General features: G+C 38.1%; 17 protein-coding genes and 1 riboswitch. Of the genes, 2 read left to right on the plus strand and 15 right to left on the minus strand.

Going from position 1 to position 24,336, the window contains the following annotated elements:
- Positions 1-111 precede the first annotated feature (111 nt).
- The 7 genes from V0410_RS14245 to V0410_RS14275 all read right to left on the minus strand — a co-directional run bounded on the left by V0410_RS14245 (position 112) and on the right by V0410_RS14275 (position 13,611).
- Positions 112-2,214 (minus strand): prolyl oligopeptidase family serine peptidase, encoded by a 2,103-nt coding sequence (locus V0410_RS14245; RefSeq protein ID WP_202840059.1) that lies wholly within the window; start codon positions 2,212-2,214, stop codon positions 112-114.
- Positions 2,215-2,300: 86 nt separating this feature from the next.
- Positions 2,301-2,978, minus strand: a complete 678-nt coding sequence (locus V0410_RS14250) for a hypothetical protein (protein WP_110009944.1) — start codon at positions 2,976-2,978, stop codon at positions 2,301-2,303.
- A gap of 72 nt (positions 2,979-3,050) precedes the next feature.
- Complete coding sequence (prfA, locus tag V0410_RS14255; protein ID WP_062676053.1) at positions 3,051-4,136, minus strand: peptide chain release factor 1; 1,086 nt, start codon at positions 4,134-4,136, stop codon at positions 3,051-3,053.
- Between the two features lie 147 nt (positions 4,137-4,283).
- Positions 4,284-5,582, minus strand: coding sequence for an APC family permease (locus V0410_RS14260; protein WP_330744370.1), 1,299 nt, complete (start codon positions 5,580-5,582; stop codon positions 4,284-4,286).
- A gap of 7 nt (positions 5,583-5,589) precedes the next feature.
- Positions 5,590-8,043, minus strand: a complete 2,454-nt coding sequence (locus V0410_RS14265) for a TonB-dependent receptor plug domain-containing protein (protein WP_330744372.1) — start codon at positions 8,041-8,043, stop codon at positions 5,590-5,592.
- A gap of 93 nt (positions 8,044-8,136) precedes the next feature.
- A riboswitch (SAM riboswitch) is annotated at positions 8,137-8,241 on the minus strand.
- A gap of 259 nt (positions 8,242-8,500) precedes the next feature.
- A complete protein-coding gene (locus V0410_RS14270; RefSeq protein WP_330744374.1) occupies positions 8,501-11,338 on the minus strand; it encodes an alpha-amylase family glycosyl hydrolase in 2,838 nt (945 codons plus the stop codon).
- A 194-nt stretch (positions 11,339-11,532) separates the two neighbouring features.
- Positions 11,533-13,611: a T9SS type A sorting domain-containing protein gene (locus V0410_RS14275; RefSeq protein WP_330744376.1), complete on the minus strand. Its 2,079-nt coding sequence runs from the start codon at positions 13,609-13,611 to the stop codon at positions 11,533-11,535.
- Between the two features lie 154 nt (positions 13,612-13,765).
- On the opposite strand from V0410_RS14275, the gene V0410_RS14280 reads away from it, so the two are divergent.
- Positions 13,766-14,638, plus strand: coding sequence for a helix-turn-helix transcriptional regulator (locus V0410_RS14280; RefSeq protein ID WP_330744378.1), 873 nt, complete (start codon positions 13,766-13,768; stop codon positions 14,636-14,638).
- 92 nt (positions 14,639-14,730) lie between these two features.
- On the opposite strand, the gene V0410_RS14285 is transcribed toward V0410_RS14280, so the two are convergent.
- A complete protein-coding gene (locus V0410_RS14285) occupies positions 14,731-15,015 on the minus strand; it encodes a hypothetical protein (protein ID WP_171006268.1) in 285 nt (94 codons plus the stop codon).
- Between the two features lie 93 nt (positions 15,016-15,108).
- Entirely contained in the window at positions 15,109-16,716 is a 1,608-nt protein-coding gene (locus V0410_RS14290) for a fumarate hydratase (RefSeq protein WP_330744380.1), read from the minus strand.
- A 225-nt stretch (positions 16,717-16,941) separates the two neighbouring features.
- Between V0410_RS14290 and fumC the strand changes: the two genes are divergently transcribed.
- Positions 16,942-18,336, plus strand: a complete 1,395-nt coding sequence (gene fumC, locus V0410_RS14295) for a class II fumarate hydratase (protein ID WP_330744382.1) — start codon at positions 16,942-16,944, stop codon at positions 18,334-18,336.
- Between the two features lie 75 nt (positions 18,337-18,411).
- Here fumC and V0410_RS14300 read toward each other — a convergent pair whose 3' ends face one another.
- The 6 genes from V0410_RS14300 to V0410_RS14325 form a co-directional block, all read right to left on the minus strand.
- Positions 18,412-19,452, minus strand: a complete 1,041-nt coding sequence (locus V0410_RS14300; protein WP_330744384.1) for a porin family protein — start codon at positions 19,450-19,452, stop codon at positions 18,412-18,414.
- Between the two features lie 30 nt (positions 19,453-19,482).
- A complete protein-coding gene (locus tag V0410_RS14305) occupies positions 19,483-20,094 on the minus strand; it encodes a hypothetical protein (protein WP_330744386.1) in 612 nt (203 codons plus the stop codon).
- Positions 20,081-20,641, minus strand: a complete 561-nt coding sequence (locus tag V0410_RS14310) for an RNA polymerase sigma factor (RefSeq protein WP_330744387.1) — start codon at positions 20,639-20,641, stop codon at positions 20,081-20,083. The genes V0410_RS14305 and V0410_RS14310 overlap by 14 nt, the downstream gene beginning before the upstream one ends.
- A 347-nt stretch (positions 20,642-20,988) precedes the next feature.
- Complete coding sequence (locus V0410_RS14315) at positions 20,989-21,927, minus strand: Dyp-type peroxidase (RefSeq protein ID WP_330744389.1); 939 nt, start codon at positions 21,925-21,927, stop codon at positions 20,989-20,991.
- A gap of 18 nt (positions 21,928-21,945) precedes the next feature.
- Positions 21,946-22,662, minus strand: coding sequence for an ABC transporter ATP-binding protein (locus V0410_RS14320; protein ID WP_330744390.1), 717 nt, complete (start codon positions 22,660-22,662; stop codon positions 21,946-21,948).
- A 3-nt stretch (positions 22,663-22,665) separates the two neighbouring features.
- A complete protein-coding gene (locus V0410_RS14325) occupies positions 22,666-24,132 on the minus strand; it encodes a DUF5687 family protein (protein ID WP_330744393.1) in 1,467 nt (488 codons plus the stop codon).
- Between the last annotated feature and the right edge of the window lie 204 nt (positions 24,133-24,336).

A 24,336-nucleotide genomic window follows, 5' to 3' on the forward strand; every position in this document is an offset into this window, starting at 1 on the left:
AAACTTTAAATATCCGCCCTAAAAATAAGAATTATAAACATAACAGCATAAAAAAAACAGCCAATTTTAAATAAAATCGACTGTTTGTTTAAATATTTTACTTTTTTAGAGTTATTTCTTTATTCCCATCTCAAACAATGCAAATGATATAAGATCTGCATTTTCACTGATCACCTGATCTGTAGATCTTCCGGCGCCGTGTCCTGCATTCTTTTCAATTCTTAAGAGAATAGGGTTTTTACATGCCTGTTTTTCCTGAAGCTCTGCACCAAATTTGAAAGAGTGTGCCGGAACAACCCTGTCATCGTGATCACTGGTGATAATCATTGTGGAAGGATAACAAGTTCCTGCTTTTACATTGTGTACAGGTGAGTAAGATTTAAGGTATTCAAACATTTCTTTACTGTCTTCTGCAGTACCGTAATCATAAGACCATCCTGCTCCGGCTGTAAATTTATTATACCTCAGCATATCCAGAACTCCAACTCCAGGGAAGGCTACTCTGGCTAGATCAGGTCTCATTGTCATTGTCGCTCCTACTAATAATCCTCCGTTTGATCTTCCTGACAGCGCCATGTATTCTTTTGAAGTATACCCTTTACTTTGAAGATATTCTCCGGCAGCGATAAAGTCTTCAAAAACATTTTTCTTCTGCTGCTTAGTCCCGGCATCGTGCCACTTTTTACCATACTCACCTCCTCCACGGATATTTGGAACAGCGTAAATACCACCATTTTCCATCCAGATGGCATTGACTACAGAGAATGATGGCTGCAGGCTGATGTTGAAACCTCCATAAGAATACAGAATAGTAGGGTTTTTACCGTTAAGTTTAGTTCCCTTCTTGTAATTGATCATCATAGGAACTTTTGTACCGTCTTTTGAAGTATAGAATACCTGTTCCGAAACATAGTCATCCGGATTAAACTTCACTTTAGGTTTTTGATAGATTTCAGATTTTCCTGAGTCTACATTGAATTTATAGGTAGTTCCCGGTGTAATATAATTGCTGAAAGAGAAGTAAACATCTTTCTCTTTTTCTTTTCCTCCGAACCCTGAGATATTTCCTTTGCCGGGAAGAGCAATTTCTCTGATCAGTTTTCCGGTTTTATCGAATTGTTTTACCTGATCTATAGCATCAATCATATAGGTTGCGAAGAAATATCCACCACCTGAAGAAATTCCTAAAACATTTTCTGTCTGTGGAATGACATCTTTCCATGTTGCCGGAGCCGGGTTGCTGATGGTTGTTTTTACAAGACGCATATTCGGTGCATCTTTATCTGTGAAAATGAAAAGATCATCACCCTGTGTGTCGACAATGCTGGCATTGATATCAAATCCGTTCATAATCTGCACAAAATCTCCGCCTTTTTGAAGGTCTTTTATGTACAATTCATTACCATTGGTAGCATTCGCTGCAGAAATGATAAGATATCTCTGGTCTTCAGAAACTCCTGCACTTAAATATCTTCTTGGCGTTTTCTCTCCTCCGAAAATCAGTTTATCTTCAGACTGCTTTGTTCCCAGCTTGTGGAAGTATACTTTATGCTTATCAGTCATCCCTGAAAGAACTGTTCCTTCTTTCGGTTTGTCGTAGCTTGAATAATAGAAGCCTTCATCTCCCTGCCATGAAATTCCACTGAATTTCACATCCAGTAAAGTTTCATCAATCTGTTTTTTGGTTACTGCATCGATGATGATGATCTTGTTCCAATCGCTTCCTCCTTCAGAAATAGAGTAGGCAGCAAGGTTTCCTTTTTTATTGAACGACAGGTTGGAAAGAGAAGTTGTTCCTTTTTCTGAAAATTTATTAGGATCTAAAAATACTTCTGTAGCATTGGTCTTGTTGTTTGTTCTATACAAAACAGACTGGGCCTGCAGACCGTCATTTTTATAATAATAGGTATAATCTCCTTCTTTGAAAGGCGCTGAAATTTTTTCATAGTTCCAGATTTCCTTCAACTGATTTTTAATTTTATCCCTGAACGGAATTTTAGAAAGGTAATTCTGGCTGTAAGCGACTTCTTCATCCACCCATTTTTTGGTAGGTTCAGAATCATTTTCCAGATCTCTGAAGGGATCAGAAACGGCTGTTCCAAAATAGGTATCTGTCTGGTTTCCTTTTAACGCTTTAGGATAATTCATTTTCTGAGAATAAAAAGATGCTGAAAACAAAACTCCAGCTGTTAACAATATAGGCTTAAAATTCATACTGATCGGTTTGTCTCAAAAATACGTAAAGTATGTGAAATAAAAAAAGCCCCATTGTATTGGGACTTTCTATACTTTATAATCGGTTATTCATTGGCTCCGAAGCTTTCAAAATAAAAATCGGTAAGGTTGGAAACAATCTCATCCGGGCTTCCGTTCCAGTAATATATTTTGTCTCCTACTTTCATTTCGTAAAGATTAAAACTCTGATCAGCTGTTACCGTTTTATCAGCATTTTTGAAATCCTGCGCTGCCTGAACCAGATATTTTTTCAGTTCTTCTGCTTTTATTTTACTCAGATCGCCTTTTGGTCCGGAAGTTAATTTCGAGGGAACCAGAAAGCTTACGGAATAACTTATTTCTGCAATTTTTTCGTCTTTAACATATTCATTCGGGACCACTTTTACATTTTTAACAGTCAGTTTTCCTTTTTTAAAATTCCCAAACATTGCGATAAAATACTCTTCCGCCTCTTTTTTGCATGCTGAAGCCGTGGCTTTAGGGAAAGCAGCCAGAAAGCTCTCTACGCTGCCATTTATCATTTCTTTTGAAGTTTCCTTAAAATCTACCTGATACGCATTCTGACCTTCTACAGTAGGTCTTAGATAATCGTTCAGTTTGTTCAAAGCTGTTTCATCATTATTCACAAAAGTTCCGAAAAAGAGTTCAAAGGCTTCTTTGGGTTTCTTCACTTCTGTCTGAGCCATCAGCTGCTGTCCCATCACGGAAAGCAACAGCAGGAAAATAATTTTGTAGTTTTTCATAGTTTAAATTGTATTTAGTATGTAAAAAAGCCCCTGAAAAATCAGAGGCTGTATTTTAATTATTTCGATTTTTTAGTAATTTTCTTCTTCTCCTTTCATCTTTTCTGCATTTTCTGCCATGATTACGGCATCAATCATTTCAGAAATATCGCCATTCATGTAAGCATCAAGGTTGTACATAGACTTGTTGATTCTGTGATCTGTAACTCTACCTTGCGGATAATTGTACGTTTTAATTTTTGCAGAACGGTCACCGGTAGAAACCATAGATTTACGTTGTGCAGCGATATCTCCCTGTACTTTCTGTAATTCAATATCGTATAGTTTTGTTCTTAGCATTTCCATCGCCAGCTCACGGTTAGCAAGCTGAGAACGAGCCTGCTGACAAACCACAACAAGTCCTGAAGGCTTGTGGGTAAGCTGAACTTTCGTTTCAACCTTGTTTACGTTCTGACCTCCGGCACCACCTGAACGGGAAGTCTGCATTTCAATATCTGCAGGATTCAGTTCAAAATCTACTTCTTCAGCTTCCGGAAGAACTGCCACTGTAATGGCAGAAGTGTGTACTCTTCCCTGAGATTCTGTTTCAGGTACACGCTGTACACGGTGAACTCCGGATTCAAACTTCATGATTCCGTAAACACCTTCTCCTTCCACTTTCATGATCAATTCCTTGTATCCTTTCGCTGCTTCATTAGAATCTGTCACTTCATGTCTCCATCCTTTTGTTTTGAAATACATGGTATACATTCTGTAGATATCTTCCACGAAAATAGCGGCTTCATCACCTCCGGTTCCGGCACGTAGTTCCACGATAACGTTTTTGTCATCTGCAGGATCTTTAGGAATCAGCAATACTTTCAGCTCTTCTTCCAATCCGGGAAGTTTAGCCTGGGCTTCCAATTTTTCTTCTTTAGCCAGATCTACCAGGTCTCTGTCTGAACCATCTGCGATAATTTCTTCAGATTCTGCGATACTGTCCAAAGCGCCCTTGTACTGATCATAAACTCTTACAATTTTTCCCAAATCACTATATTCTTTGTTCAAAGAAGAATATCTTTTTTGGTCTGAAATGACATCAGGCTGTATAATAAGGTCTGCAACCTCATTATATCTTTGTTTTATAGCTTCTAATTTTGGAATTAATGATTTAGACATTGTAGAAATTTTGTGGGTGCAAAGATAAGGATTATTAATTCAAAATTAAAATTCCTCATCATCATAAATTTTTGAGCATTAGGGATAAAGAGTCAAAAAGGTAAAAAAGCCGAATTGTAAAAATGTTTATGATATTGAAATCAGGCTCTAAGATCTTTTAGAAAGTCTTCTGTCTATTATGTATAAAACAATTCCTACTGCAATAATTCCTAATCCTATGAGGCTTTCTTTAGGGTTATGAATGAATGTAAAATAGAGAATATAGATACTGAACAGCAGAAAAACAGCCGGAAAAATATGGAAAGCATTCGACTTAAAGATCTTCCTGTCTTTTTTCTTCAGAAAGAATACCGTCGAGATCGCAAGACTTGCAAAAAGCTGTAGTATAAAAGCTGTATAGACAAAAATTTCTTTAAAGCTACCCGTTAAAATAATAATAGCAGCAATCACAGCATGGGCAAAAATAGCTCTTACCGGAATTCCTTTTGCATTTCCAGCTGATAATGGTTTCCAGATGTGGGTATGTTTTGCAAAAGCCTGTGTCAGTCTTGAGCCAACCCACAAGTATCCGCTTATGGTTGCAATCAGCTGCAGGGCTATAAAAATATTAACAATTTTTCCAAAAGCCGGTCCAAGCATATTGACTGCTGCTTCTCCCATCACATCTTCTTTTCCTGCCAGCTGATTTACAGGAGCATGTTTCAGCATAATATAATTCACCAGAATATAGCTTACCGTCACAAAAACAGTTCCTATAATCAAGGATTTCGGAAGATTTTTCTGCACATCCTTTATTTCTCCGGCAATATAGGAAGCTGAATTCCAGCCTGTGTAGGAATAGGTAACAAATACCAGAGAGGTAGCAAAGGCAGGAAGCATGATCTCATTCTGCCAGCTGTCACTGAAATTAAGGCTGTTACCGATCTGGGGTGAATTTGAAATTCCTACTCCAAGAATAACCAGTACAATAATAAAAGCGATCTTAATGAAGGTAAAAAAGTTGTGAAACCTGCTGGATGTTTTCAGGCTGAATGATAAGGCAATTGCTACCAGGAATATCGCGGCTATGGCAAATCCGTTTCCAAAAGAATACTCAAATACAGAAAGATATTTCGACATAGCCAATGCTGCCAGCGCTACGGGAGAGGAAAATCCTATGATGAGCGAAATCCAGCTTATGAGATATCCGAAAATCGGATGATAGGTTTCTTTAAGATAAATAAAATCGCCTCCGTTCCCTTTAAAATGGGAGCCCAATTCTGCGTAGCAAAATGCCCCGAACAAAGCGAGAACCCCTCCGATGCTCCATAGCAGGAAAATACTGTAGGTATTGGTAATATCGGAAAGCTGAAATCCCAGGGTGGTAAAAATCCCTGTTCCGATCATATTGGAAACGACAATGGCTGCGGCTGTTTTCCAGCCAATCTGATGTGAGGCAGTACTCATTTAATGATTAAAAATTAAAATTAAGCCTTCCGAAGAAATAATTCCCCAGCGTTCCCATCTGTACAGGCGCATATTTGAATACTCCATAATATGAATTTTTATAAATCTGGCGGTCCGGAAAGACATCAAATATATTGTTGGCTCCTACTGTAAAATTGATACTTTTGCTGATATCATACCCTACGCTGATGTCTGTCACTACTTTTGGTGAGAATTCCTGCACGTCTCCAAACGGATAACCATCTCTTATTACCTTACCAAAATAGGTATTTCTTACGAGAAAACTGAATTTTCCGATTCCATAATTTAATCCTAATGAAGCTTTTGTTTTTGGAGACAGTGTTTCAATGATATTGATCTGATCGGGACCAAAAAACTGATCCTGAGGCGTTCCTAAGTTTTCAGGAAAATGAAAATCTGTGATTTTTGTTTCCGTATAGTTTCCGGCAAGATTCATATTTAATTTTCCGTTCCCAAGAATCCAGTCATAGGAAACCACTACATCCACACCTTTCGTTTCTGTATCAATAGCATTAGCGAAGAATCTTCCGCTTTCTACCTCATTTCCATGCCCAACTACAGCAGGATTTGATAGTCTTGGATCTGTAATATTACCTGTAATAACTATTCTGTCTTTTACTTTAATAAAATAGCCATCTATTGTAATGAACAGTCCTTTTAATGGTTTTAACGTCAATCCGGCACTTGCATTGACAGAAGTTTCCTGTTTAAGTTTATCAAATCCAAGAATTCTGGCAGCTTCGCTATCGTTGCTGAATATTCCTTTGGTAACAATCTTTGAACCGGAAGTAGAAATATCCGCATAGGAATTATTAAAATATTGCTGTTGCAATGATGGTGCTCTGAATCCTGTCCCAACAGCGGCTCTTACTGCATAGTTTTTTACAAACTCATATCGTACAGCGAGTTTTCCATTCAAGGTATTTCCGAAATCTGAATAATTTTCAAACCTGGCAGCAGCATCAATATTCAGTTTTTTATCCAAATCATAGGAAACATCTGCATATATTGCGGTGGAATGCCTGTCTTTCTTCAAGGCATTGTTGGGAGAAAATCCGATAAAGGATTGAGATCCGCCTGCTCCAAGTACTGTAGATCCTTCAGTGGCCACATTTCCATTGATATCATATTGGGTATAAGAAGCTTCATCACCAGCTTTGATCTGGTATTGTTCAAACCTGAACTCACCACCGAACGCAATATTGAAACGGTTTATATTTTTGGAAACATCAAGATTAATGGTATTCTGCAGAAAACTATGGGCACCTGCATAAAAACTTGTGGGTGATTTTGCACCCAGAGAAGCATTATTGGTGTTGCTTACCTTATAATTGAAGGTATTGCTCCCGAACGTATTACTCAGGTCAAATAGCCAGTTGTTAACATTATATTTTGCACCTACAGCATAGGAAACATCATATACCTGAGACCCAAGAACCGCCTGAAAACCGTTCGGATAAATGGATGAAACCACATTAGACTTTTCGCTTGGCAGTCTTCTGAAACCAAACCCTTCTCCTTCTTTAATACTGAAACCTCCGAAAGAATAGAGTTTAAAATGATCATTAAAAGGGTATTCTGAATTGAAAAACAACTGTCCCTGTCTGATCTGGGCATCTCCGATCTGAAAATTAAAATCATCACGGGTCAACCCTCTTTTTTCAATTTCGGCATCATCCGCAGCTCTGGCTGCTTTTACAGCTTCAGCGTCACCTGCAAATTCATACGCAAAATTATCTCCGAAAATATCCAGATCGTGATTTTGAGTTCTTGTGGTTTTTCCTCTGTGGCTTAATTGCAGGGATAGATTGATATAACCGTCTTTTTTTCCTAATGAAGCACCATAGTTGACTCCTGCCTGGTAAGTATCTCCATCATTTCTTCCGCTTAATCCGTAAGTAAGACTTGCTGAAGCTCCGGCATTTTTCTTAAGAATAATGTTGATCACTCCGGCAATAGCATCAGATCCATATTGTGCAGCAGCTCCGTCTCGTAACACTTCTATTCTGTCAATAGCAATTACGGGAATGGTACTCAAATCTGTTCCTACAGAACCATTTCCTACGGTATTCTGATAATTGACCAATGAAGTAGTATGTCTTCTTTTTCCGTTAAGCAGTACGAGAACCTGATCGGGGCCCATTCCTCTTAATGTTACGGGATCAATATGCTCTGTGCCATCAGAAGCAGACTGCCTCACCGCATTAAACGACGGAATCACGTAATTCAGCAGATCCTGAGCGGTCATTTGCGGAGCGCTTCTCTGGATTTTATCGATATTGATAACATCTACAGGAACCGGCGTCTCCAGTTTTGTTCTTTTAACATTACGGTTTCCGACGATGATGATATCTTCGATCTGTTTTCCTTTTTCCTCACTTTCCTGAGCAGCTACCAGAATTGCTCCAAGCAATAGTACAGCTGTGCTTAATTTTTTCATTTTTGTTCTTGCCAATTAATACTACCAATCTGACGGATCTTTCCGCAGATACACAAGACTTCAAGAAATGGAATTCATATAGAGTATTGACTTCAATTATCTCTCCCAAAGGGTTGGAATTAGCACCTTTACACGCTGGAATTGTGCAGGTTGCTAAGGTTTCACCGGGCCAAATCCCTCCACCTTTCTTGATAAATCTACTGCAAAAGTAGACTATTTTTCTGAACTTACAAAAAAAGGCAAATCTGCTGATCCGCAAATTTGCCTTTTATTTTGTATGGAACTTGTTTAAACTTTTTATTTTTGAACCATTAAGATTTAATAAGGGTTTAAGAGGAGTAAAAGAAGCTTAAAAATCAGAATGATTAACCTTAACTATACTTTATTTCTTAACCTTCTTAATGGTTTTTAAGATATTCAATATTTTTTATAAGTCTAGGCAACTTCATCTTTTGTTTTATTTAATAATCATCTTTTGAATGGCTATTCCTGTCTCTGATTTCAACTGTACCAGATAAGTTCCTGCCGGATAACTGATTTTCGCTTCATAGATGCCATTTTCTTTATCCAGTTTGAAAGAATCCATTCTTTTGCCAGTCATATCAAAAATTGAAATTTCCCCATTTTTTGCTTTATTGAAAACCAGTTTGGCGATTCCATTTCGGACAGGATTATCTGCAATCTGAAGGGATAGTTTATTGGCTGCATTGGTATCTACAGTAGACAACGCACCTGCATAATTTCCAAAGATTCTGAATTCTCCGGGCTGTAAAGTGATCGGAGCCGTTGTGGAAACTATATTCGAAATACTGTTGTCCATCAGATTCTGCCATTGACCTGTGTAAGGGAAATAAGGCACTACATTCTGTGTAGAAGTCGTGTAATTGGCCAATACGACAACATTCTTTATTCCTGTGGTAATAGAGGCATCATACACATAAATTCTTGTGATCAGGCCATTGGGATCGTTCGTAAGATTGTTGGATTCTATAGTATAGGTTTTAGATTTAAAAACCGGATAGGTATTTCTGATATTGATGATTTTAGCCCATGTATCGTAGACTGCTTTTCTATTCACATCAGTATCATATCCCAGCGTAAATGCAACAGGTTTCTCATCGGTTCTGCATCCGCTGTCTATCGTACCGTTTGCACATCTGTTGATGCTGAATTCATATCCTAATTCTCCAAACTGCCAGATCATTTTCGGACCAGGAATAGTAAAGAACGTTGCCCCGAAAGTTTTCATTCTTTCAAGAGCGGTATTCAGGTTTTTTACATCATAGTTTCCGTTCACTGCACCATATGCAAGGTTTTTAAACATAAGCCTTTCTTCATCGTGGCTTTCTCCGTACCCTACGCCACTCATATTGGTAAATCCGTGAAGACTGTGGTTCATTCGGTCGTAATTGCTGTTTTCCTTATATCCCATCGTATTCTGATTGTAAGGATCTGTCTGTTTATTCCAAAGCATAACACCTTTTCCTTCTGCTATTCTGTAATTCGCCCATTGCTGTTCTTCTGCATCAGTTCCAAGGTGTTCGAAGATCATGTAAGAATTCGGATCAATAGCCCATTGTCTGTCTGCATAATGTTTCATGATGTCTACTCTGTCCTGCTGATAGGCATTGGTACAGGCTTCATCATTTTCGGAACAGCTTTGCGTAAATCCTTTGGTTAAATCCCAGCGGAAACCGTCTATGTGATATTCAGTCAGCCATTGCTCAAGACATCTTTCAACGTAATATTGCGTTGAAAGGCTGGTATGGTTAAAATCGTTAAATACATTGTATGAATGTTTCGGAACCTGATTAAAGTAAGGGTTGTTGGCTGCAACATTTCCATAGCCATCACCATCCGGATCAATATTCCAGAGTCTTACCAGAGGTGAACGTCCTGTAGCATGATTAAATGCGACATCCAGAATGACTGCAATTCCATTCTGGTGGCATACATCTACAAATTCTTTGAATTTTTCGGGAGTACCGTAGGCTTTGTCCAATGCATAATGGAAAGAAGTATTATATCCCCAGGAAAGATTTCCGTCAAATTCCATGATCGGAAGCAGTTCTATAGCATTGATTTTCAGATTCTTTAAATAGGAAATTTTATTGATCAGTGACTGCCAGTTCTTTTCCTGTGTGAAATCTCTCAATAATAATTCATACACTATAAGATCCTGTTTCGCAGGTCTTTGAAAATTGGTAACCTGCCAGTTATAAGCGGTCTGGCCTGTTTTAAATGTTGACACTTCAAAACCCTGTCCGGCAGGAAATGCTGGTAAATTCGGATAAGTAGTTGCGGAAATCCACGGATCATCATAAGAGGAAAGAATTTGTGGCGAATAGGGATCTGCTACTTTTCTCAAATCATTGGTTCTGTATTGGAAGGTATAAAGCTGCTGAGGAGTTATTCCATTGAGCTCAATCCAGTACAGATCAGGATTTGTGGTGTCTTTTTTCATTAAATAGGTATCATTCACCGCCCAGTTATTGAAACTTCCTATGACGTGTACAAAATTTTTTCCCGGAGCATATAAAGCCAATCCCACCTTGGTTGGATCTGTCGGATGATAATTGATTCCCTGTCTGATCCAGTTGGGTATTGCCTGAGAAACAACATTTCTTGGAACCTGTACAATGAATGCTGCCGTTTTGGAATTGGTTCCCTGTGTCGCCACAAGTTCCATATTTGCATCCTGGGTAACTGTATAATTGTAAGAATAAGACTGTGAAGGCGTTGTTGTTGAATTGACAACAGTTCCGTTGGCTTTTAGCTGAAATGTAGCATTGGTACTTGCCGTCGCCGTAATGGTAATGGAATTTCCCGCAGGAACTGAAGTGAGGCTGTTCGCCAATGGATTTGTAAGCGTTAAGTTTAAAGTCCCTACGTTTACAAAAATATCGGGTGAAGTCTGGTGCGATCCCGTCTTATCTTTTAATAAAAACCCAAACCTTCCGATTCCTGTTCTTCCATAAAAAGAAGTTGGTGTAAAAGTGAGTGAATAACTGTCTGTTGCTGCATTATAATTCAGCTTATTCAGATCATTGGAATTGTTCCAGCTGCCATTGGTAGGGCAATCCTGGCTATTCTGATAATTGGTGTCAAACGACCATGTCCAGATATAAATGGCGTTGTTGGAAACGCCCCACGCAGACTCATCAATCTGATCCCCGGGAACAGTAAGTGTGATCACATCTGTTTCGTTGAACGGATCAGGAGAAATTGTATAATTGATCTGTCCGAATACAGCCATGGTAATCAACAGAAAAACAACAGAATAAAACTTTTTCATTTATTATTTTTTATCGAATATAGTATAAATTTTTCTTCATGACCACTATTCCTCTTCAGTATTCATCAAATATTTCTATTTTTTCGGAGAAATAATAATAAAAAAAAGGCTCATGAAAATTTCATGAGCCTTCCAATAAAAGTAATTGTAATGAACTAATTTCTTTTGGCGAAATCTTTGATATTGAGATCCGCTTACTCCTTTATAATCTTTTTAGAAACTGATTGTCCGTTCTTTAACTTTAACTCTACGATGTATAATCCTGAAGGAAGTTCAGTCAAATTGATCTGTTGATCCGAAAACTGTATATTCATTCTTTGCCCTACAGCATTGGTAACGTTTACTCTTTCAATTCCTGAATCAGCTTTAACCATAAGCATTCCTTTGGTTGGGTTAGGATACATTCCAATAACAGATTGATTCAGTTTGATTTCTGAAGTCCCTAAAGAAGAGGTAGGCTTGATGCATCTTACTGATGATCCCTGCCCTCTCATAGCTCCGGCAGATGGATTGGCAATCGTTGAACCGATATACAGATATTTTCCTCCCAGACTTGATGTATCAGAGCTCCAGAAATATCCTCTTTGCCCTACAAAAGTAAAGTTCCCGTCACTGGAGCTTCTGTAGCCTCCTGCCGGTAATTTAAGATGACTGTTATAAGCCGTTGTTGGGTTAGAAATACTTTCAGCTCCAATTAAAGTAGTCCACTCCGCCTGAGAAGGCATCTTCCAATCTGCTCCTATTGCTTTACAAGGATCTATACCTGCAGAAGCATTCACATCCGCAGCAGATACTCCTGCCCACGTATCCGAACCTGCAAAACCTGCCCACCATCCTGGAGATCCTGCAACATAACTTCCCGCAGTGGTATTTGTTCCTTCCGGAGTGTTGGGAGATGGTGCCGGTACGATCTGAGAATTTCTAAGCTGGTGACCATCATCCCATCTTCCCCATTGGAAAAGGTCCCCATAAGAATTTGCATCCGCTACTGATGAAGCCACCTGTGTACTTCCCAGGTTCTGCTGAAGCCATATTTTTCCGTCTGCTCCTCTTACCGTAGTATAAGCAACCTGTTGTCCGCGATACATAAAACTTACACAACCAATATCACCAACATTGGTTCCAGGATCTGTATTGCTGCATGTTTGTGGATTAAGGTTCAGAGAAATTCTTTTCACCTTTGTTGTATTGTCGGAATAAGCCAAAACAAGATAATTTTGTGCCTTATCTATTGCTAAATCATTATATTTTGCCTCTCCAGCTGAAACAAAATCACCTCCAAAAGGAACCCAGTTTTGCGAATCGTCTAATTGATAAACGGTATTTCTCAGGAAATTATCATTTTCAAAACGGCTGGCTACCACATATGGCTTTCCTGATTCTGTTACGGCTAAGGCAATATGCTGTACTCTTCCCTCAGAAAAATTGGCATTTCCAACCTGCACCCAGGAGTTTCCGTCAAACTTTCTGACATTCAACTTCCTTCCTCCTCCGGAGTTGGAAACATAAGCAACATAAATTCTGTTTGCTCCATCTAAAGCAATATCAGCATTATACTGCTCTCCTGATGAAGAAGCATCTGCAGCTGTTCCTCCTACCAGAGTCCAGTTTTGTGCTGAACTTGCATCTGTACTGTTCTGATATACTTTTATCCCTCCGGAAACATTACAGGTATAGATCATATTATTGGTTCCGATAACCATTTCAGCGAAGTCAGCCCCGCCCGAAAAACCTGCATTTCCTATCTGCTCCCATGTTCCTCCGGAATATCTTTTAACCGTTCCTGAACCATAAGAACCATACGTGAAAATGATATTATCAGAGGAAACGGCAGAAGCCTGATAATTAACGGAACTGTCTGTAACATTCGGAAGCTGGGACCATAAAGATCCTGTAAATAAGCGTACTTCCATCCCGGAGCCCGGATAACCAAGCTGATTGGTATAATAAATACTGTTTCCGTTCGGACTTATAGACAATGAGTTGTAAGTGGCAGTTCCTGTAGTAACTCCGGGCGTTCCTCCTAAGTAAGACCACGAGTTTCCGTTAAATTTCTGAACAGAGCCTTTAGCTACTGAAACATCATAATAGGACAGATAATAGTTTCCCGAGTTATCAATAACAAGATTATTAAAACTGCTTCCTCCTGCAGATACATCCTGAATGCCTCCTACATTTTCCCATTGCTGGGCATATATATAGCTTCCAGCCACGGTTAGCAATGCTAATCCCGTTCTGATTTTCCGTATTGCAAAATGTAAATCTTTAAACATATGAAATATTATTTTTAATTATTCTAAATTTAATTTAATTTTGCGCAAAAGTACCTCACATTATCAACCCCGAGTTATCATTTTCGAACTTTTGGTTATCCTGCGGAGGACTTTTATCTTAAGAAGTTGTACCATGGCTGTAAAAATGTGTTGTATGAGGCGTCAATTAAAAAGTGGACATTTGTTCATATCCGAGGACATCAAAATCATCATGCAGGAAGACCTGTGTCCTGATCAATCCTTCAAGTCTCATATGCTGGAGGGGAAATCAAGTTTTAATTTGATTTTCATGTTGAGTGATGGCATTAATTTAGAAGGTCATGATTGCGGAACCCAGTTTTTATTCAAAAAAAATCAATACATCCTCCATTATTCTCCTAAAGAAAGTGTTGCTGAACTGTGGACAGAAAACCAGGAAATTCTGAGGTATCTCCAGATTCAGATTAATTATCAATATATTTTTAACCTCATCAATCCCGAGCATAATCGTGAAAATGCTGAAATTCTGGAAAATATGATTCATAATAATTTCATTTTCCTTCATAAAGAAACGCCGCCGGACATGACGGTTGAGATGCATATGATTGTAAAAGAGATTCTGGATTATAATAAGAAAGGAATCATGCAGAAGTTATTTATAGAAGCAAAGATTATCAAACTTCTTATCCTGATCTTTGAGCAATTTAATGAAAAAAACATTTTCGAAGACACTCCAAAAACGCCTGAAATGATCAGGAAATTCATTGATGAAAATTACCATAGAAATATAAAAGCAGAGGAAATTGGAAAATATTTTGGACTGAACCAGAATACTGTCAGAAAGGAATTCAAAACGCAGTATCATACAACGATTGCTCACTATATTTCGGAGCTCAGGATGCTGAAAGCAAAGAAAATGATTACCAATAAAGAAATTATGATCAAAGAAATTGCTATTGAGTGCGGTTATGAGTATCTCCAGAACTTTACCAGGGCTTTTAAAAAGAAATTTGGGGTATCTCCTGAAAGTCTGAGAAATAATAAATAGAAAAACCGCTTAATTGCTTAAGCGGTCTATATATGTTGTTTTGCTTTGATATTACTTTTTCAGAATTCAGGTGAAAAAGCAATGACAATCAATTAATGATGATGTCCGTGATCGTGAAGGAAAGGTCCGTTTCCTTTCGGCTCGTTATAGATAACTTCTACACCTTCCTGCTCAGTAATAAGCTTTCTTCTGATATCTTCAGGGTCGAAAGGCTTTACTTTTCCGAAATACTCTTTCAAACCTTCAGTTAGCCACATTGGGATTACTAATCCGAAGAACATAAAAATACACCAGAATCCCACTAAGAACATAGTAATGAAGAATATAGTCCAAAGGAACTGGTAGAACGGCCAAAATGCTGATAATATCGTTATCATTCTCTTAAAGATTTTAGGCAAAAATAGAACTTTTTTCCTTTTTACACAAAAGATCAGCGTTCTATTTTGTTATTTATTTTAATTTTAAACTAATTAGTGAGCAAGATTTGCGAAGAAATCATTGCCTTTATCATCGGAAATGATGAATGCGGGGAAGTCTTTTACTTCAATTTTTCTTACGGCTTCCATTCCTAATTCCGGGAAGTCTACCACATCTACAGACACAATATTGTCTTTCGCAAGAATAGCAGCCGGCCCTCCGATAGATCCAAGATAGAAACCTCCGTATTTATGACATGCATTGGTAACATCCTTACTTCTGTTTCCTTTTGCCAGCATGATCATACTTCCACCATGACTTTGGAACTCGTCTACATAAACGTCCATTCTTCCGGCAGTAGTAGGTCCGAAACTTCCTGAAGCCATTCCTTCCGGAGTTTTTGCAGGTCCTGCGTAATAGATCGGGTGATTTTTGAAATATTCCGGCATTGGCTTCCCGCTGTCGATAATTTCTTTGATTTTTGCGTGAGCAATATCTCTTGCAACGATTAATGTTCCGTTCAGTTTTAATCTTGTTTTGATCGGATATTTGGAAAGTTCAGCAAGAATTTCCGGCATTGGCTTGTTCAGGTTAATCTCAACAGCTTCTTCCAGATGTGGAGGCGTATCAGGTAAGAATCTTTTCGGATCCTGTTCCAGTTGCTCCAGGAAGATCCCTTCTTTGGTAATTTTTCCTTTGATATTTCTGTCTGCAGAACAGGAAACTCCCATTCCAACAGGACAAGATGCCGCGTGTCTCGGAAGTCTGATCACTCTTACATCGTGAGTAAGGTATTTTCCTCCAAACTGAGCTCCAATGGCACTTTCCTGGCAGATTTTCTGAACTTTAGCTTCCCATTCAAGGTCTCTGAATGCCTGTCCGGCCTCATTTCCTTCTGTCGGAAGATGATCATAATATTTTGCTGATGCTTTTTTAACGGCTGCAAGATTGGCTTCAGCTGAAGTTCCTCCGATTACCAATGCTAAGTGGTATGGAGGGCATGCAGCGGTACCAAGGTCTGAAATTTTTTCTTTGATGAATTCTTCAAGAGATTTTTCGTTCAATAAAGATTTTGTCTTTTGATATAAGAATGTTTTATTGGCAGAACCTCCTCCTTTCGTTAAGAATAAAAATTCGTAATAATCTCCTTTTTTAGCATAGATATCAATCTGTGCAGGAAGGTTGGATCCGGAATTCTTCTCATCAAACATCGTTAAAGGAACGACCTGAGAATATCTTAAGTTTCTTTTCTGATAGGTATTGTAAATTCCTTTGCTCAGGTATTCGCCATCATCTACTCCTGTATATACATTTTCTCCCTTCTTTCCCATTACAATCGCTGTACCTGTATCCTGACATGAAGGAAGAGCTCCTTCTGCAGCTACTGCAGCATTCTGTAAAAGGTTGTAAGCAACGAATCTGTCATTATCTGTAGCTTCAGGATCATCAATAATTCTTCTAAGGCTTTCCAGGTGTGAAGAGCGAAGCATGAAAGAAACATCTGCCATGGCTTCTTCTGCCAATAACTCCAGTCCCTTCGGATCTACTGTTAAAATTTCTCTGTCACCCAGCTTTTCAACCTTTACATAATCTGATGTAAGTTTTTTGTACACCGTATCATCTTTCTGAATAGGATACGGATCCTGATATCTAAAATCCATTCAATTTTTGTTTGTACAAAAATACGCCTCCTTTAAAAAAATATGAGTAAAATCAGTCATTTATATTGATATTTATAATGATTATAAATTGTAGGTTTCTGAGTTTATAAGTACCTTTATAGAAGCTAAATAAACAAAGCCAAAATATTATTTATTTCATTAAACATGATACTACCAACAATTTTTTTGGCGTAAAAAATAAAAGATCATACAAATTTCAACACTATGAATTACAGAATAGAAAAAGACACCATGGGAGAAGTGCAGGTACCTGCAGATAAACTTTGGGGTGCACAGACGGAACGTTCCAGAAATAATTTCAAAATAGGACCTGAGGGTTCAATGCCGCATGAAATCATTGAAGCTTTTTCTTATCTGAAGAAGGCTGCCGCTTATGCCAATACTGATCTGGGAGTACTTCCTGTGGAAAAAAGAGATATGATCGCGAAAGTATGTGATGAAATTCTGGAGGGAAAATTGAATGACCAGTTTCCTCTGGTGATCTGGCAGACAGGTTCCGGAACACAGTCGAACATGAATGTGAATGAAGTGATTTCCAACAGAGCTCATGTTAATAACGGCGGCACATTGGGAGAAAAATCTGAAATACACCCGAATGATGATGTGAATAAATCCCAGTCTTCGAATGATACCTATCCCACTGCCATGCACATTGCTGCGTATACCAAAGTGGTGGAAGTAACCATTCCCGCTGTTGAGAAACTAAAAAATACGTTGTCTGAGAAATCAAAAGCCTTCAAAGATGTTGTCAAGATCGGGAGAACCCATCTCATGGATGCCACCCCGCTTACTCTTGGACAGGAATTTTCAGGTTATGCAGCCCAGCTGGAATTCGGATTGAGAGCTTTAAAAAATACCCTACCTCATCTTTCTGAACTCGCATTAGGCGGAACAGCCGTAGGAACAGGTTTGAATACGCCTAAAGGCTACGATGTAAAAGTGGCAGAATATATTGCTCAATTTACAAAACACCCTTTTGTTACTGCTGAAAATAAATTTGAAGCCCTCGCTGCACATGATGCGATTGTAGAATCTCACGGGGCTTTAAAGCAGCTGGCTGTTTCTTTATACAAAATTGCTCAGGACGTGAGACTGATGGCATCAGGGCCACGTTCGGGAATTGGAGAAATCCATATTCCTGAGAATGAGCCGGGATCTTCTATTATGCCTGGGAAAGTAAATCCTACTCAGAATGAAGCGATGACCATGGTTTGCGCACAGGTTTTAGGAAACGATACGACCATATCATTTGCCGGAACTCAGGGGAATTATGAACTGAATGTTTTCAAACCGGTAATGGCGTACAATTTCCTGCAATCTGCACAATTGATTGCCGATGCATGTATTTCTTTCAATGATCACTGTGCAATAGGTATTGAGCCGAATCATGAGAGAATTAAAGAGCTTGTAGACAAATCTTTAATGCTGGTGACCGCTTTAAATACTCACATCGGGTATGAAAATGCTGCCAAGATTGCCAAGACAGCCCATAAAAACGGAACCACACTAAAAGAAGAAGCCATCAACCTTGGCTTGTTAACTGCTGAACAGTTTGACGAATGGGTAAAACCCGAAGATATGGTTGGAAGCTTAAAATAATGATTTTATAACTGATACTATGTAAAAACTCCGGGAGCCTTTCCCGGAGTTTTTCATTTGCTATCAAAGTACTATTTAATCTAATCCGATGGTTAAGCCTAATATCAGTGCTTTATCATTTTTGAAATAACCGTCTTTAAAGAAGTTGCTGAAATCTTTTTTAACAAATAAGCTGAAACTGTTATAAGAAACAGTAAGCTGTGCTCCGTAGACGAAAGGATTCACCTGATAATTTCCGCGGTCTCTGGTTTCACCATCAATTCCTTTTACAATATTGTTGGTAGACATTTTTACGCCACCATATACATTGGCTCCAATTTTAAATCCTGTGTAATAACTTCTGTACTGAACATCCATTCCACCATTTTTAAGTTTGGAAAAATTATACTGCATCCCAAGAGGAACAATAATATATCCTGTTCTCAGTTTACTTTTATCCAGATTTTCATTAGCTTGAACCAAAGAAACTCCCTGATCTGCACTTTTGGTAAAGAACATATTATTATCTGTTCTCACCGTTCTCCAGGAAAACCCCAGTCCTGAAGTAACAGCCCACGGGCTTGTCCTGCTAAGCTGATAATTCAGTTTCAGACCAAATTCCAGGTTATTGGCGTATCCTATATTTTTATCCAGTTCATTATCCGGAGAACTGTTTGTTAAAGTCATAATTCCGTAAGAAAAATATCCGGTAAAGCTTCTGGTAGGACGGAATTTTTTCAGCAATTTTTCTTTAAGCTCTTCTTTGGAAGTCACATCAGTATTCAGGAGAGAATATCTTACCTGCTTCTGAATCACATCATCCAGGTCGAATCCCAGTTCTTCAATCCTCTTATCCATTTTCTCGGAATAGCGGTCTGCAATCTTAGCTTTTTCTCTGTCAAAATCTGCCTTATCCAGGTTTTTTGCCTGCAGAACCAACAGTTCTTCTTCCATCAGCTTTTTCTCTTCCTGGATAATGGTATTGATTTTTGCTGCATATTCTTCTACTTTCTCTTTTACAATCGGGCTTACCTCTGTATCTTTTTTAGAAGACAGGTTAATATTGAAGGTCTTCTGTGCATAGAATGACGCAGAAAAAGAGCACAACAATCCCATTACGATTAATTTCTTGATCATATTATTAATTTTTAAATTTTTACGGATACGTTATCTGGCATTCAGATCGATAGTAGTCGCCACGTTACTTCCATCTTTTGTTTTTTCGATGACATCTTTATGTTCTACTGAAAAAAGAAGTGTGGATGGGTCTACATATTTCTTCTTTTTAACCGGAGTTTTTAAAGAATCGGCTTTTGCCATGAGCTGAGGATGAGTAAGCTGAGGAATTTCCTGTTTTTTCAAAGGAAGGTTCTCTTTAGGAATCAGTGGAGTCTGTGCAATTGCCACCGCAGAAATCCCTTCTGTTTTATCGGAGGGTGATGTCTGATTCTCTTCTTTCTTTTCATTGTTCTGAGCTGTCAGAGAAATATTATCGTGAATAGAATCAGTTACAATTTTATCAGAAGAAGCTTTTTCTGCAGTCTTCACCATGACAGGTTCAATCTCTGAAGGCTGATTGATAAAAAACAGAACAGTACCTAAACCGAAGGTCAACATTAAACATGCTGCCACTAAAAACCAGTTCATTTTTGATTTGGAACCGCGATTATTGTTATTATGAAACTCAATTTCAGACCAGAGATCACGGGAAGGAGCAATCTCTCTTTCCTCCATCTGTTTTTTGATCTGGTATTCAATAGTATCTTTAGACGTTTTCATTTTTCACTTTTTTTTGTTGTTGAAAGTAAATATTTCTTAACTTTTCTTTTGCTCTGAACAACTGTGTTTTGCTCACTGCCACTGAAATCTGTAATGTATCTGCAATTTCCTGATGAGAATATCCTTCCAGTACATACAGGTTAAAAACCATTCTGTAAGCATCAGGCAGCTGATCTAACAGATCCTGTGCATTAAAATCATAATCAATCTCCGGCTCGTGGATGTCTTCATGAAAAGATGGATTGATCTCGTCCAGATAGAAAACTGTTTTATGACTTTTGATAAAGTTCAGGCATTCATTCACAACAATTTTTCTTGCCCAGCTATCCAGATTCGATTCTCCTCTGAAGCTTTCTATGTGTTTAAAGATTTTACAGAAAGCTTTTATAAGACAATCTTCCGCCTGATACAAATCGCTCACATAGCTTTTGCTGACACTCAGGAATTTCCTGACATTCTGCTCATAGAAAATCTTCTGTGCAGCCGGATCCTGTTTCTTCAGGAGGCTTAACAAATCATTCTTTTTATTTCCGAACAAGAGTTTCATGTTTATGCTGTTTCTATACTAAAGACAATCAAAACAAAAAAAGGTTACAATTTTTGAAAAAAAATTTTATTTACAATCTGTTTTAAACTTTTCAGACTCTTTTAAATTCAATAATAAAAAACGCAAAGAATTCATTTACCAGATGTATAATTTTAAGGCAGATAAGGTTTAGCAGATGAAATCTGCCCTGAAGCGTACGCTTAATCATCCGTCTTTGACGGAATTTTCTTTGCCCCCAAAATACCCAGAATTAAGATGTATCTTCTTTGCGTTTTAACTATTCTGTATTATTGATTGCAGCAGTTTCTCCATTAAAAAAACTGCCTTGAAAGAGGCAGCCTTTCATTTTATCCTGAAAATTCATCAAGCAAATTTCTGGTAGGAACAAAGAAAAGCGTTCCTGTAACTGCTGTGCTGAAATCTAAAATTCTGTCATAATTTCCGGGAGGATCACCTATAAACATATTGGTCAACATCTTTTTTGTTGTTGTAAATGTACTTGAATAGGCAATAAAATAAGTTCCGAACTCATTGGTAGAAGGATTTCCGAAAGGCATATTATCTCTGACTATTTTCAATTCTTCACCGTTTTCGCCCTCGATATTGGCTAAAGCAATATGTGAATTTGAAGGTTTTACAGCATCAGACATTTCAATATCATTCTCTTTTGATCTTCCGATTACTTTTTCCTGCTCTTCCGTGGATAAGCCTTTCCAGGCATCCATATTGTGAAGGTATTTCTGAACAAAAAGATAGCTTCCTCCTTTATACTGAAGGTCTTCATCTCCTACTTTTCCAAAATAATCCCGGTCATCACCATGCGGATTTTCCGTTCCGTCAACAAAACCAAGAATAGAACGTGCATCCCAGTATTTGAATCCATGAACCTCCAGAATACTTTCGGCCACTGAGCTTAATAACCGGGAGATCTCGACAGCCATATCAAAAATCAGGCTTTTATTATCTGCCCTCAGATGAAAATGAAGGTCCCCGGGAGTAGAAACAGCCGTATGTTTTATCCCTTTTATTTCTTCAAAATTAGCTAATTCCTTTGGCAGAGGTGTTGGAAGTTCCAGTTTTTTCCATGCTTCCGCACCAATTCCCATGACACAGCTTGCCCTGCAGTCCGGAAAGCGGTTAAACACCGAATTGTTAAGATTTAAAACCAAAGCACATAGTTCCTGAAAAACTTCTTTCAGCTCAGGGCTGTCATTAAGTTTCCAGACCATGAAAATTGTATTGCTGTTGGGATAATCTGTTACATTCTGTGATTCTATTGTATTCATACCTCTATTTTTGTGGTATTAAATATCCGAAACTGAAACCTGATCTGCAAAATATTGTTCCAGATCTTTCAAGGTTTCCGGATTGGTCTGAATATCTTTTACCAACACCCCTTTGTTCACCACCACAATTCTGTTGCAAACTTCTGTAGTATGGGAAAGATCATGGCTGGAAATAAGGAAAGTAACACCATCCTGTTTTGATAATTCCTTGATCAGGTTTTTAAGCTTGATCTGGGTAGACGGATCGAGGTTGGCAAAAGGTTCATCAAGAATAATAATCTCAGGATTCCCAATAATAGCTCCTACAATTCCTACTTTTTTCTGATTTCCTTTTGAAAGATCACGGACATATTTCCCGGATTTCAGGATTTCTCCATTGAAAAAATCGTGGAAAGGCTTAAGGAATTCGTCTACTGAAGCTTTGTTCTGGCCTCTCAGCTCTCCGATAAAGTAAAAATATTCTTCAGGCGTAAGATAGCCGATGAGAAAAGTATCATCTACAAAGGCTGAAACTTTATTTTTCCAGGCTTCAGATTCGTTAACCTTAATTCCGTCAATGCTTACAAATCCTGTCGTAGCCTGAATCAGATCCAGCATAAGGCTGAAAAGCGTTGTTTTTCCTGCCCCGTTGTTTCCCACGAGACCAAATGTTTCTCCGTTGGGAATTTCAAGATGTTCAATATTGAGAACGGTTGCTGTTCCGTATGTTTTGGATAAATTTTGTATGTTGATCATGGTTTAACTTATATTTTTAAATGCATCCAGTGTGCTGTATTTTTCTTTTTTGTAAAGTTTTACAATAATATCAAAGATCTTCTCTCTCAGGAAAAATCCGATAATTCCGATAATTGCAATACTGATTACTCCTCCGGTAATTCCCCACAAATATTTTGTTAAAGCAAATACACCCATCGGAAGTAACATTTTAGGAATCAGCAGAAACATGGCAATCATATTGAAGCTCCCTTTCTGTCCCAATCGTTTCTCTTTTGAATTCAGGTCAATCTGAGTTTTATTGAAAGCTCCGGACCACAAGGTAAATTGAGAATTTACACCGATATTATATAAACCTGCGGCAAAAAATGTAACGTAAACTTCCCAGCCAAAATAGGCATAACAAACCGCTATAATCACAGAAACTCCTGTTACAATATTCATCAGCCACCATTTTGCTTTCAGATATTCTTTGTAAGGAACGTTCAAGGTCATCATCAACGGATAGTATGAACTGTCAAAAGCGGGAACTCTCTGTCCAAAAAGAAACTGGAAACCTCCTGTTACAAAAAGTCCCATAAACATCATCATAGCTGGTGTTTTATACATTGAAGAAGTAAACATCAGCAATCCGTAGAACAGAAACATAAAGCTGCCCAGCAAAATTCCTTTGGGTACTTTATTGCGTCTCAACATTTTAATATCATTATTGATAAATGTCCCGATAACGCCGTATTTATTCAGGAAGGCAATATTTTCTGTTTTCCCGACCGTCTTCTTCGCTTCAAGCCCCTGATCCAGATAGAACTCCTGACGCAGGTAACGGAAACATATCCACCACAGCATTACGAACAAAACAACAGGGATCAGTACAACGTATGGCTTTTCATAGAAACTAAAGAAAACCGACTCAGAATATGATAAAACCGGAACAATATTGTAATATCCCAACGCTCCTATGCCCAGAAAGCATATTCCGATAATCACCGCCAGGGTCTCTTTACCGTTGAAAAAAATGTTGATAAAATTATTCAGGTACAATAGTGAAATCACACCAATCAGCCACACCATGATTCCCAAAATACTATATCCATTGAATACGGCAATCAGTGAAAAGGTAATAAAGAATAGAGAGCTCAGCCAGCTGAATGCTGAAAGAAAAGTTTTGGCCAGCATATAATTGACCAGCGTATTCTTCCGGATATTCATCGTTAGGAATGGCTTCATGTTCTGTGTGGGGATTTCCTGCCAGAGATATTTGAGAACAAGATCAATAATCCATGCAACGATCATGAATTTTGAAACCACCTGTAAAGGATTCTGATGCATTTCCTCCTGAATGTAGAAAAAGGCAATAAATGCTCCGCCCACAAGACATCCGATAAAGTAGAGAATTCCTATGAAACGGAGAATTTTCATGGTCAGATTGATCCCTAAAGATGTACCACGAAAAAAGCTTTTTATTTCAAGCCTAAGGAACTTTAGAAACATATATTAGTTTTTTACATTAGTCAATATAATGTAAAAAATGTTACAGTTTAATTTGTTTTGTTTTTGTTTATGGCGTACACAAGCCCAACAGGATTAGTTTTCCTTCTGAAAAAATCTTCACCAACACATTCGGAACATGAATAGCTTTTTACATTCATAAAGAGCTGTTTATCTTATAAAAATAGAAAGAGCAACCGTTATAGT

It is taken from the genome of Chryseobacterium sp. CP-77, from assembly GCF_036362765.1.
GTDB lineage: Bacteria > Bacteroidota > Bacteroidia > Flavobacteriales > Weeksellaceae > Chryseobacterium > Chryseobacterium cupriresistens.